Source organism: Flavobacterium melibiosi (genome assembly GCF_048158545.1).
In the GTDB taxonomy this organism is placed as follows: Bacteria; Bacteroidota; Bacteroidia; order Flavobacteriales; family Flavobacteriaceae; genus Flavobacterium; species Flavobacterium melibiosi.
This window is the reverse complement of the sequence record NZ_JBLNKU010000015.1, coordinates 104,308-116,623: the sequence shown is the minus strand read 5'-3', so window position 1 is coordinate 116,623 and position 12,316 is coordinate 104,308. Positions and strand designations below refer to the sequence as shown.

At 32.3% G+C, this 12,316-nt stretch carries 11 protein-coding genes and 1 other RNA gene; 7 read left to right on the top strand and 5 right to left on the bottom strand.

Annotated elements, in window-relative coordinates; translation table 11 throughout:
- Positions 1–1,964: immunoglobulin domain-containing protein (locus tag ACM55F_RS16400; RefSeq protein WP_416854919.1), on the bottom strand; the 1,964-nt coding region annotated here is incomplete at its 3' end.
- Positions 1,965–2,510: 546 nt separating this feature from the next.
- Between ACM55F_RS16400 and ACM55F_RS16395 the strand changes: the two genes are divergently transcribed.
- The 4 genes from ACM55F_RS16395 to ACM55F_RS16380 all read left to right on the top strand — a co-directional run bounded on the left by ACM55F_RS16395 (position 2,511) and on the right by ACM55F_RS16380 (position 6,620).
- Positions 2,511–2,996: a SixA phosphatase family protein gene (locus tag ACM55F_RS16395; protein ID WP_416854918.1), complete on the top strand. Its 486-nt coding sequence runs from the start codon at positions 2,511–2,513 to the stop codon at positions 2,994–2,996.
- 5 nt (positions 2,997–3,001) lie between these two features.
- Positions 3,002–5,071 (top strand): polyphosphate kinase 1, encoded by a 2,070-nt coding sequence (gene ppk1, locus ACM55F_RS16390; RefSeq protein ID WP_416854917.1) that lies wholly within the window; start codon positions 3,002–3,004, stop codon positions 5,069–5,071.
- 68 nt (positions 5,072–5,139) lie between these two features.
- Positions 5,140–6,030 carry a Ppx/GppA phosphatase family protein gene (locus tag ACM55F_RS16385; RefSeq protein WP_416854916.1) on the top strand — a complete coding sequence of 297 codons (891 nt, stop codon included), beginning with the start codon at positions 5,140–5,142 and terminating at the stop codon, positions 6,028–6,030.
- A gap of 8 nt (positions 6,031–6,038) precedes the next feature.
- A complete protein-coding gene (locus ACM55F_RS16380) occupies positions 6,039–6,620 on the top strand; it encodes a TMEM175 family protein (protein ID WP_416854914.1) in 582 nt (193 codons plus the stop codon).
- Positions 6,621–6,641: 21 nt separating this feature from the next.
- Here the strand turns inward: ACM55F_RS16380 and ACM55F_RS16375 are convergent, their stop codons facing one another.
- The 4 genes from ACM55F_RS16375 to ACM55F_RS16360 all read right to left on the bottom strand — a co-directional run bounded on the left by ACM55F_RS16375 (position 6,642) and on the right by ACM55F_RS16360 (position 10,088).
- Positions 6,642–7,016: a DNA polymerase III gene (locus ACM55F_RS16375; RefSeq protein ID WP_416854913.1), complete on the bottom strand. Its 375-nt coding sequence runs from the start codon at positions 7,014–7,016 to the stop codon at positions 6,642–6,644.
- Positions 7,017–7,294: 278 nt separating this feature from the next.
- Complete coding sequence (gene dnaX / locus ACM55F_RS16370) at positions 7,295–8,380, bottom strand: DNA polymerase III subunit gamma/tau (protein WP_416854912.1); 1,086 nt, start codon at positions 8,378–8,380, stop codon at positions 7,295–7,297.
- Positions 8,381–8,604: 224 nt separating this feature from the next.
- Entirely contained in the window at positions 8,605–9,717 is a 1,113-nt protein-coding gene (locus tag ACM55F_RS16365) for a class I SAM-dependent methyltransferase (protein ID WP_416854911.1), read from the bottom strand.
- Between the two features lie 62 nt (positions 9,718–9,779).
- A complete protein-coding gene (locus tag ACM55F_RS16360; protein WP_282713065.1) occupies positions 9,780–10,088 on the bottom strand; it encodes a hypothetical protein in 309 nt (102 codons plus the stop codon).
- 121 nt (positions 10,089–10,209) lie between these two features.
- On the opposite strand from ACM55F_RS16360, the gene rnpB reads away from it, so the two are divergent.
- From rnpB to ACM55F_RS16345, 3 genes are all read left to right on the top strand, one after another.
- An RNA gene (rnpB, locus tag ACM55F_RS16355) (RNase P RNA component class A) lies at positions 10,210–10,527 on the top strand.
- A 174-nt stretch (positions 10,528–10,701) separates the two neighbouring features.
- Positions 10,702–11,625 (top strand): ketopantoate reductase family protein, encoded by a 924-nt coding sequence (locus ACM55F_RS16350; protein WP_416854910.1) that lies wholly within the window; start codon positions 10,702–10,704, stop codon positions 11,623–11,625.
- A gap of 100 nt (positions 11,626–11,725) precedes the next feature.
- Positions 11,726–12,283: a hypothetical protein gene (locus ACM55F_RS16345; protein ID WP_416854909.1), complete on the top strand. Its 558-nt coding sequence runs from the start codon at positions 11,726–11,728 to the stop codon at positions 12,281–12,283.
- Positions 12,284–12,316: the final 33 nt, after the last annotated feature.

The window sequence follows — 12,316 nt, the reverse complement described above, 5'->3', positions numbered from 1 at the left end:
TCACAGGCAGGTGTTGCAGAAATCACGGCAGCGGCAGGCGTTAAAGCGTTCCCACAATTATCGGTAACCACCGGTACAGTCGGAGTAACGATATCAGCGGCACAAGCTACAGTTGAACCTGCATTTGTAGGCATTGTGAAATCATTTCTTTCAATGGTATAGGTATAAACCCAGTCGTGTGCAGTTCCTTCACAATCGGTGAAAGTGTAGGTATAGGTTACGGTTCCTTCACAGGCAGGTGTTGCAGAAATCACGGCAGCGGCAGGCGTTAAAGCGTTCCCACAATTATCGGTAACCACCGGTACAGTCGGAGTAACGATATCAGCGGCACAAGCTACAGTTGAACCTGCATTTGTAGGCATTGTGAAATCATTTCTTTCAATGGTATAGGTATAAGTCCAATAACTAAAATTCCCACTTGAATCAGCGTATTTATATTTATATTCTCTAGTTCCTTCACATGTTAAAGGATTTGGAGTATCTGTTGTTGAGAAAAATACTCCATTAATTGTTCCAGAACAATTATCAGTTGCATTTGGTGGCGTAGGAGCAGTTGCGGCTGAAATACATGAAATAGTACTAGAACTACTTGTTGAATTTACTACAGGAGCAGTGCTATCTTCAACACTAACTTCGGCAGGTAAAGATGTCTGCTCACATAAAGTTACTCCATTTGTTATTTTTACTTTATAATCACCATTGGCTGTAACAACAAGTGTAGAAGCAGTTTGACCACCAATAGCTATATCGTCTTTATACCAAACATAGATTGGATTAACTGCATCTGTATTAGCAGTTAATGTAGTAGTTAAACAAGCACTCAATGTTCCGGTAACGGTTGCTGTTGGCAATGGATTGATGGTTGCTGTCACGGCAGTTCTGGCAGATGTACAAGAATTTTCGGTTGCATCCACATAATAAATTTTACTCGATGAGATGCTAGGAGTTATATAAGAATTTCCAGTTGCTAAAGATGAGCCGCCAGTTGGATCGGCATACCAGTTAATGATTCCAGCAGAAGAGGTTGCTCCCAGCGTTACAGAACCTGTTCCACAACCGGCTGAAGGTGTAGTCCCAGTGATTGTTGGCAAACGACCTACCGTAATGTTAAAGGAGCAAGTTTTTCTTTTAATTTCACCACTTGAACTAGTATAAGTCGCAACATATTGTAAAGCATGTGATCCAACCGGATAAAAACCGGTATTTGGTCCTGTAACAGTAAAGTCAATACCTGCAGAACAACCAGTTTCATTTAAAATTGCTTTAACCGCAATAACTGTATCTCCCGTGTTTGCATTGTTAGGTTTTTGACCCGTATAATGGAAAATAAATTTCAACCTATAAACTCCTGTTGTATGAGTTGTGGCACCATTACCTGCATCAAAATTTGCAGCCCAGCTATAAGTTGAGGAACTTCCAGTTACAGTTTGAGTAGATAAGGGTATATCAGGATGTGTTGCATCACCTACTAAAACCAATTGAACAGAATAATTTCCACTATCGTAATTTACATCTATAGAAACATTAGTGTCATCTTCAATGATTAAATAAGGCGTAGTTACCTTAGAATCTTTTGAACTATCACCATCGTTTCCTGAAAATAATTTTATGTGTCCACCACTGCCTCCAACTCTTGAAATATAATTAAAATTCCAACAATCGGCTTTTAATAGTGATTCATTTAATTCAAATAACATTTGGAAATTGGCATTTGGATTCGAACCTAATGAACAATTTTGGGATATTGTAGGCGTAGTCCAAGTAAAATTAGCCCCGGACTGACCATTAACAACCACATCGGCACATTTAAATTGGTCAGGAGGACAATCAGTAATACTAATACAAGCATCACCATTTACAACACCTGTAGATTGTTGGGCATAAATGTTATCTAAATCAAAAATTATTGTTAAAAACACTAATGTTAATGAAGTAACGAACTTTAAAAAAGTAATTTTTTTCATGATTTCTTATTTAATTTATTTGGGATAAAAAAACAAAACATTTGTATAAATTAGATTTTTTTTAGATCCTTAAATATCGATATGATATGCTAAACTAATCAGAATGATTTAATTATAATTTTTTTTTCTACCAATTACCTAAATACTCGTTGAAAAGACATTTCCTGTTAAAAAAACTAAAAAAAGGCGTTAATTTTACTTTTTTTAAAGTGCTTTTTAATCTTTTAAATCCTATTACAGTTTTTTTTTGTAAAATTTTAACATTTCAAATCTATATTTTAAATTAACATTAACAAATAAAAAGCAAGAATAAACACTTAAATAACTGATTACATGTGTTTTTACTTATTTTTTTGTAAGTATAGTTGTATTTTAATTTGAGTTATTAATACTTTTACTTTGTTTTTTATTGTAAGATTAATATTTGTAAATCAATTTCATTTTATTATTTGTATTTGAATTAATAATTACATTTAAAATAAATTTTGTAATTTGTAATCTTAAATAAATTGATACAATGCCATTGGTAAATAAAAATTTTGGAGTATGAAAAATTTAATATTAGTAAGGCATGCAAAATCAAGTTGGGAAGCGCCTTTGCATGACAAGGATAGACCTTTAACAAATCAAGGAATGAAAGATGCACATCTTGTTTCCTCTTATATAAGTGATTTTATTCCTAAAACCTATATGATTTGGAGCAGTTCAGCAGAAAGAGCATCAGAAACAGCACTAATTTTTGCCCAAAATATATCTTATCCTATCGAAAGCATTGATTATAAAGATGAGCTTTACACTTTTGATGAAAATAAATTAGAGAAAGTTATTAAATCTTGTAATAATGGTATAGAAAGTGTTATTCTTTTTGGACATAATGAGGCTATTACAAATTTTGTTAATAAATTTGGAGATGCATTTATTAATAATGTTCCTACAGCTGGATTTGTGTCTTTACAATTTGATACAGATAACTGGGATAAAATTAAAAAAGGCAAAACTCAAAAAATAATATTCCCCAAGGATTTAAAATAAATAAAGTGTTAGAACATAAATATATTGATAGAGAAAAAAGTTGGTTAGCGTTTAATGCAAGAGTACTTCAAGAAGCTGCGGATGATTCAGTACCATTATTAGACAGATTACGATTTTTAGGTATTTTTTCGAATAATCTTGATGAGTTTTTCAGAGTTCGTTTTGCTGCTATCAGAAGATTAAGTCTCTCAGGAATATCTGGAGAAAAATATCTTGGTGGTATTTCGGCGCAACAATTAGTAAAAGATATTACCGAAATAGTAATTCAGCAACAGTCCGAAAGTTTACAAATTTTAAATAATATTGAAACAAAACTTGGAAAAGAAAACATATTCATTATTAATGAAAATGAAATTTCAAGAGAACAGGAAAATTTTTTAAAAGACTTTTTTATTCAAAAATTAAGTCCGGAATTAGTTACGATAATATTAAATGATTTAGCTGAGTTCCCATTATTGAAGGATACTTTAGGGTACTTAGCAGTAAAATTAGTTATGAATCAAAGTAATGAGGTTCGATATGCAGTGATTGAAATTCCAAAAACAATTAATCGATTTGTTGTTTTGCCATCTAAAAATGAAAAGCAATATGTAATATTGCTTGATGATGTAATAAGACATAATTTGAGTAGTATTTTTAATATTTTCGATTACGAAAGTGTTTCTGCCCATATGATTAAAATTACTAGAGATGCACAGTTAGACATCGATAGTGATTTGAGTAAAAGTATGATTGAAAAAATTTCTACAAGTGTAAAAGATAGAAGAATAGGGGAGCCCGTTCGTTTTATTTATGATCAGTTGATAGAAAAAGACACACTTCAATTTTTCCTCGATAAGATGAAAATTGTTACTACTGATAGTATTATTCCTGGTGGTAGATATCACAACAGACGTGATTATATGAATTTTCCAAATCTTGGCAGATTCGATTTATTGTATCAAACGAATGAACCTTTGCCAATTCCAGGATTAAGTCTTCAAGGAAGCATATTAGAAAAAATTAGCACTAAAGATTATCTGTTAAACGCACCATATCAATCTTTTTCTTATCTCACTAAATTTTTACGGGAAGCAGCTCTTGATCCAAAGGTAACTTCCATAAAAATTACTTTATACCGATTGGCAAAAAATTCTCAGATAATCAGTTCTCTGATTAATGCTGCCAAAAATGGAAAAAAAGTGACTGTTCAAATCGAATTACAAGCTCGTTTTGATGAAGCTTCTAATATTTCGTATGCAGAGCAAATGAAAACGGAAGGTATTGAACTTATTTTTGGAATAAAAGGACTTAAAGTTCACAGTAAAATATGCGTTATCGAAAGAACCGAAAATGATAAAATCAAACGTTATGGTTTTATTTCTACCGGGAATTTTAATGAATCAACAGCAAAAGTCTATACTGATGTGACTCTTTTTACAAGTCACCAACAAATTCTAAAAGACATTACAAAAATTTTCGAATTTTTCGATATTAATTATAGAGTACATCGATATAAACATCTTATTGTTTCTCCTCATTACACCCGAACTAGATTTTATAAACTGATTGATAGAGAAATTTTGCATGCTTCAGCAGGTAGAAAGACGCATATAAAATTGAAAATGAATAGTTTGTCAGATTTTAAAATGATTGATAAATTATATGAAGCCAGTAATGCAGGAGTGAAAATACAACTCGAAATTAGAGGTATTTGTTCATTGATACCGGGAATTCCGGGGATGAGTGAAAATATAGAAGCAATAAGTATTGTAGATAATTATCTGGAACATTCCAGAATTTATATTTTTGGAAATGCCGGTCAAACGGAAGTTTATATTTCTTCAGCTGATTTTATGACTAGAAATCTTGATGGTCGAGTAGAAGTTACTTGTCCTATTTATGATCAAGAAATAAAAAATGAACTCATTGATAATTTCGATTTAGGTTGGAAAGGAAATGTAAAAGCAAGATATCATTCTTATAAATTAGATAATAAATATAGAGTTCGAAATCATAACCCAGTTTTTAGAGCGCAATTAGAAACGTATAAATATTATCGAAATAAAATTGACGTTTTAGAAGAAATTGTTTAAAAAGTGGTTTCATATTTGCTATTGTCCTCGAATAAAATAAGAAACTAAATTCAAATCATAAATTAAGAATGATTAAATTAAAAAAATATGCTGCAATAGACATCGGTTCAAATGCGATGCGTTTATTGGTAGTAAATATTGTTGAGCAAGAAGGAAAAGAACCTCAATTCAATAAAAGTTCTCTTGTACGTGTACCAATTCGTTTGGGACAAGATGCTTTTACGGTAGGTGAAATTTCTCAAGAGAATATGGAAAGGATGTGTGACGCCATGAAAGCATTCAATCTATTGATGAAAGTGCATAAAGTGGAACGTTATATGGCATTTGCAACTTCGGCGATGCGGGAAGCCTACAATGGTAAGGAAGTAGTAGCAATGATTAAGAAAAAAGCAGATATCAAAATAGAAATTATTGATGGAAAAAAGGAAGCAGCTATTATTGCTTCAACTGATTTGCATCATTTGTTAAAAACAGATCAAACGTATCTTTTTGTGGATGTTGGTGGTGGAAGTACTGAATTTACCTTGTTTTCCAATGGTAAAATGATAAATTCCAGATCATTCAAAGCAGGAACAGTTCGGTTGTTGAATGAGATGGTTTGTGATGTGGTTTGGGATGAAATTGAAAAATGGATAAAGGTAAATACTCAAGAATATGATGAAGTTACTTTGATAGGTTCCGGTGGAAATATCAATAAACTCTTCAAGATGTCAGGAAAAATGCAAGAAAAGCCTTTGTCTTACATTTACATGAATTCTCAATATGCTTTCTTGAATTCACTTTCTTACGAACAAAGAATTTCAGAATTAGGATTAAATCCGGATCGTGCCGATGTAATTCTTCCAGCGACAAGAATTTATCTAAATGCAATGAAATGGAGTGGAGCAAGAAATATTTATGTGCCTAAGATTGGACTTTCTGATGGTATTGTAAAAGCTATGTATTACGGTAAAATATAAATTTTAAAATGAATAAAAACAGACTTGAAGCTTTTAGTGATGGTGTTTTGGCTATCATAATTACCATTATGATACTGGAAATAAAAGTTCCGGAAGGAGAAAATTTCACCGATTTACTATCTCTTTTTCCTAAATTTATAAGCTACATATTGAGTTTTGTATATGTAGGTATATATTGGAACAATCATCATCACATGCTGCAAAGTGTTACTAAAGTAAATGGTAAAATTCTGTGGGCAAATCTTCATTTGTTATTTTGGTTATCACTAATTCCAGTTTCTACAGGATGGATGGGGGAACATAATTTTGCCAAAGCTACCATTACATTGTATGGAGTAATTCTTTTTTTCGCAGCAATAGCTTTTTGGATACTTCAGAATGTAATTATATCTAGTGAAGGAGAAAATTCAATATTGGCAAAAGCAGTTGGGAAAAATTTTAAAGGAAGTATTTCTAATCTTTTATACCTAGGCGCAATATTGATTTCTTTTTTTTATGAAATCGTAGCTGCTTCTATTTATGTTATAGTGGCAATGATGTGGCTTATACCTGATACAAGAATTGAAAAAATAATCAATTCTAAAGAATGATCTAATTCTTATGGCATAAAATTATGCATCTAAATCTAATCCAAATGTTGTTCGTAAGAGTTCAATATTTGGATTTATTTCAAGAAGCCTGTTGTATCGGTCTTGGTCATTAAAGTTTCTTTTACTTTCAACACTTTCATTAACAATAACTTCTATTGTAATGTCATGATTGTGTAAATGACCTTTCAAATGCCCTAAAAGTCCATTCAATTCTTTTTCAAAATCCAATTTTGAACCTTCATTTGGCAATTCAATCGTGATGGCAGTTCCATTTAATTTAGGATCGTTGATGAGTAACAACGATTCCATAATTTTATATCCTTTGTCGCCTAAACGTTGTGCATATTTATTCCAATACAATAACATTTCAGTTTCGGTAAAAGATTCAGTTGGCAAATGAACGGCTTCTTTTACTATTCCTTTATTGCTTTCTTCTAATACTTTTTTTGCACGAATACTGGCTAATGAAAAAGCAGAAACCTTTGGTTCATTAGATTGCGTAATGTCAATTTTTACCGTAGGAGTTTGAACTGGAATTGTGGGCGCACTAACTATAGCTTCCGGTTTTTTTTCTTGAACCGTCGCTGCAATTGGAGTGTTTGCAATACTTTCTACTTTAGCTTTTGGACTTTCTACAATTGAGTAATCATTCTTTCTAAAATAAGTAGGAGGAATTATAAATTGTTCAACTTTTTTTTTTCTCCATCAAAAGTGATAGAGGCAAGTTGCATCAGACAAAGTTCAACAAGAAGTCGTTGATTTTGGCTTAGTTTGTATTTTAAATCACAATCATTTGCAATTTCGATTCCTTTTAAAAGAAAATCTTGACTGCATTTTTGCGCTTGTACACTATACATTTGTTGCGCTTGTTCTCCAACTTCTAATAAAGATAAAGTAGAAGGTGTTTTAGAAACCAATAAATCTCTAAAATGGGAAGCTAATCCCGATACAAAATGATGCGCATCAAATCCTTTGGCAAGAATTTCATTGAAAGCGATTAATAAATCTGGGATTTTATTTTCCAGAATCAAATCGGTTACATTAATGTACGTTTCGTAATCCAACACATTCAAGTTTTCCGTAACGGCTTGACGTGTTAAATCTTTTCCACAAAAAGAAACTACTCGGTCAAAAATTGACAAAGCATCACGCATAGCTCCATCAGCTTTTTGAGCAATGATATGTAAAGCATCATCTTCGAAATTTACACCTTGACTGGTAGCTACTTCGGCAAGATGTTCTTTTGCATCTTTTACGGTAATTCTTTTGAAATCAAATATTTGACAACGAGAAAGTATCGTTGGAATAATTTTATGTTTTTCGGTCGTAGCCAATATGAAAATGGCATGTTTTGGTGGTTCTTCTAATGTTTTCAAGAAAGCATTAAAAGCTGCCGAAGACAACATGTGAACCTCATCAATAATATACACTTTGTATTGTCCCGTTTGTGGCGGGATTCGGACTTGGTCAATTAGATTACGGATATCATCAACTGAATTGTTGGATGCTGCATCTAATTCGAAAACATTAAAAGCAAAATCTTCATTTGGATCGTCATAACCTGGCTGATTTATTTTTCGAGCGAGAATACGGGCGCAAGTTGTTTTACCAACGCCACGAGGTCCTGTGAATAATAATGCCGAAGCTAAGTGATTGCTTTCTATGGCATTCAATAAAGTATTGGTAATGGCTTTTTGTCCTACAACATCTTTAAATGTTTGAGGACGATATTTACGAGCCGATACAACAAATTGTTCCATAGAATTTTATTCGAAAGCAAATATAGGTTTTAATTTAATGATGGAAAAATTTAAGTATTGAAAGATTTTATAATTTTTCAAATGGTTTTTATATACCAAATTTCCTAGCCCAGATAAAAGTGGAAATCCTTAAGAACCGGTTTTCGGCGAATAAGATTCTAACGGATAGCTGGACAAGAGCGAAGCGAACTGACGAAGTAAATTGCTCCATATAAATTGTAATTTCAAGTGTATAAAGCTCTTGAAGAATTTAAAAATTTCAATCCCGAGAGTGGATATTCCGAAACTCCTTTTTGTTGTATCAATACTTTGAATTTTATTCCCATATCCATTAATAATCTATAATTAATGAGTGATTCCTGCATGGCTAATACTAAATTATTTGGATTATTATTTAATGTTGAATTTTGATATTCTTTTATACCCAGTGCCAATAAAAATTCTGCTTGATTCACAATTCCACAAGGTTCTATCCCATATTGTGAACCCCAATGCGATAAAGCCGAAAAGTTGATATGAGTAGTTATGTCTTGCTGGCCAATAAACTGATACGGATTGTCGCTTTTGTGATGTTTATAATAACACAGGAGTGTCCCGAAACTTCTTCGATTGTTGTATAATTCAGCCGATAATAATCCATAATCGATGGTGATTACATAGCCTTTTTGTAAAGATTGAGAAACTTCTTTTATCCAAGATACGGCTTCTAAATTGACTTCGGTGCGAAATCCTTCAGGCAATTGTACATTTAATGTTTCGAAATATTGGATAAGTTCTTTTTTAGCAGGTTTTAAAATTTCAATAAAACCCTCTTTGTAATCAACGAATACTTCTTTAAGCTGTTCTTCCATAATTACCTGATGAACAGAGAAATTATCAATCAATTCATTTGATAACACACAGCCGTTAATTTCAGGAATATCTTTAATGGAGTTGTACCAGTTTACTTTTTTGTGTAAATGTTTTTTTTGAATCTCCCGCATACTGTTACTTTTCTCGATAATGCAGTAGGTTAGGTTCTCATATAAAGGAATGTTATTTCCGAGATAATCTAAAATATCATGACACAATAAACCGGTTCCGGCACCATATTCAATGATTTTAAAAGGTTTTTTTTCTAAGTTTTGCCACATTTCTTCTATTTGACGACCTATCATAACACCAAAATCAGCAGTAAGATTTGCACTGGTGTAAAAATCACCATCTGCTCCAATCTTGTTTTGGGCCGAATTATAATATCCTAATTCCGGGTAATACAATGCCATCTCCATAAAATCCCGAAAAGAGATTGGTCCTTCTTTCTTGATCCGCTCTATTATGATTTCGGATAACAGCATCGAACTTAAATAATTAAATTTTTTTGAAGTTCTATTTCTTAAAATAAGAAGCTATACGATAACTAGAGTTTGCATTGCCCACTGGATTCGATGCATAATTTTTCCAGAACAAGCGCAGCTTCATTATCTGAATTTGCGGAAAAACCAGCTACAAAAACTCCTTTTTCACCAGAAGCAGCGCTGATACCATAAACCACTGATTCTTCTCCAGGGTCAGTATCTCCTTCATAGCGGTACACATGATTTACTTCAAATTTATGGGGATTTGCTTTAATATCGTCTTGATGAATATTAAAATCATAGGTAAAACCTTTTTCTTTTAGATCTTCTAAGGCCTCTATAACGGTGGTATAATGGTACGTTGGTTTCATGATTAATGGAAGATTAATTGTTATTTATAAAGATAACTATTTTATTATTAAGTCATTGTGAAATGGATGTTAAAGTAAATAATCTAAAATTGAGATACATGAAAAATTGTTGTAATTTCGCACCGCAGACCGCCTTATCGCCGTTTTGAGCAATCAAGAAGGAGGAAAGTCCGGACACCATAGGGAAGCATAGCGGGTAACCCCCGTCGGTTCAAGTAATTGGATTAGGACAAGTGCAACAGAAAGTATGTACAGGTAATGCTGTAGTGAAACCAGGTAAACTCTATGCGGTGAAATATCAAGTATATCAGCATTTAAGGGCTTCTCGTCCGTTGTTGAAGGGTAGATAGCTTGAACTTATGAGTAATTATAAGTCTAGATAAATGATAAGGCTCCGATTTATCGGGGACAGAATCCGGCTTATAGGTCTGCATTTTTTTTACTGCTCAATGCATTTTTTTTTGCCACAAAGACACAAAGGCCCTAAATTTTTTTCTCCTTTTTAAACGTTACACTTTTAGAATTATTTATCAATTACTCATTTTCTTTGAGCCTTTGCGGCAAGTTTGAATAATTATCTTTGTCTATTACTTGAAACGGAACTTACTATAATATGAAAACAAGAATTGGGATTTTAGGATTGGGTGGAGTAGGTGGTTATTTTGGAGGATTATTGGCCAAAGCTTATTTTGAATCAGATACTATCGAAATCGTATTTATTGCTCGTGGTGAAACCCAAAAAGCAGTAGCTCAAAATGGATTTAAAATTATTTCTGATACTAATGAAGCAATTGTTTTTCCTAGTTTGGTTTCAAATAATCCAGATGAAATAGGCAAACTTGATTACCTTATTTGTGCCACTAAAACCTATGATATAGAAACCAGTTTTGAATCCATAAAAAACTGTATTACCAAAAAAACGATAATCCTACCTTTATATAATGGTGTCGATGCCACGGAACGCATACAAATACTATTTCCTGAAAATACGGTTTTACAAGGTTGCGTTTATATTGTTTCGATGATTGTTGGTTCTGGAATTATCAAAAAAATTGGCCCTTACGAAAAACTATTTTTTGGTTCTAAAACGGCACCAATTTCTAAATTGAAGGAATTACAATCTATTTTTGAAAAGGCCAATATCGAAAGTTATCTTGTAGAAAATATTGAAGAAACGGTTTGGGAAAAGTTTATTTTTATTTCCGCTTTGGCTTCAGCTACTTCCTATTTGAATCAAAACATTGGAGGGATTTTGAATAATCCTGAAAATAAAGCAGTTTATATTTCATTGTTAAACGAGATAACTGCTGTCGCTTTTGCAAAAGGGTTAGCGTTGCCCAATGATATTGTTGCTCAAACAATTATCAAACTCGAAAAAACTCCAAAAGATGCTACCTCATCGATGCACAGAGATTTATTGGCAGGAAGAAATACCGAAGTAGTTTCCTTGACTGAATATGTGGTAAAAGAAGGTCTGAAATATGGAGTTACTACTCCTATGTATCAGATGATTTTAGACAAATTAAGGAGAGATTAAGCTTAATTTTAAAATAAAATTCTGACAAATTAAAATTTATTATTATGTTTGCTTCCGATATAAATCAAATGATATATCGACAACTTAATAATAATTATACATGCAATTATCAGTATTTAAAAATGGTAAAGCAGCGATTTTAGCTGTTTTTATTTTAATAACAATTTCACATTCTTACGCACAAGAAAAACCAGCCGTAGCAAAAAGTCAATTTAAAATAAATGTATTACTTCCGGGATTTGTTTACGAACATGGTTTAAGTGATAAAAACACACTTTACTCAGAATTGAGTTCAGGTTACGGATATACATCGAATGGTTTTGGGAAAAACTGGACCTTTTATCCTTACATTAATGAACAGTTTCGTCATTATTATAATTTAGAGAAAAGAGCTAAAAAAGAAAAGGTTACTTCTCATAATTCAGGAGGATTTGTAGCTATGTCCGCTTTTTATAATTTCAAATCAATTTCAACTAATGATAACTTTTTATCCGAAAATGCATCGATTACTATTGCTCCGGTTTGGGGTTTTCAACGAACCTACAAAGGAAATTTTAATCTTGATTTGAATATGGGTGTTGGTTATAATTTTGAAAAATATGACAGTGGCTTAGTACCTGTGTTAAATTTTACTTTGGGTTGGGTAATTGGTAAATAGTTACTTTAAATCTTTACTAAAAACAGAAAAGCT

Coding starts and splice junctions, on each gene's coding strand:
- ACM55F_RS16350 (WP_416854910.1), top strand. CDS start 10,702: ATGAAAACAAGAATTGGGATTTTAGGATTGGGTGGAGTAGGTGGTTAT.
- ACM55F_RS16395 (WP_416854918.1), top strand. CDS start 2,511: ATGAAAAATTTAATATTAGTAAGGCATGCAAAATCAAGTTGGGAAGCG.
- ACM55F_RS16380 (WP_416854914.1), top strand. CDS start 6,039: ATGAATAAAAACAGACTTGAAGCTTTTAGTGATGGTGTTTTGGCTATC.
- ACM55F_RS16385 (WP_416854916.1), top strand. CDS start 5,140: ATGATTAAATTAAAAAAATATGCTGCAATAGACATCGGTTCAAATGCG.
- ACM55F_RS16360 (WP_282713065.1), bottom strand. CDS start 10,088: ATGAAACCAACGTACCATTATACCACCGTTATAGAGGCCTTAGAAGAT.
- ACM55F_RS16345 (WP_416854909.1), top strand. CDS start 11,726: ATGCAATTATCAGTATTTAAAAATGGTAAAGCAGCGATTTTAGCTGTT.
- ACM55F_RS16365 (WP_416854911.1), bottom strand. CDS start 9,717: ATGCTGTTATCCGAAATCATAATAGAGCGGATCAAGAAAGAAGGACCA.
- dnaX (WP_416854912.1), bottom strand. CDS start 8,380: ATGGAACAATTTGTTGTATCGGCTCGTAAATATCGTCCTCAAACATTT.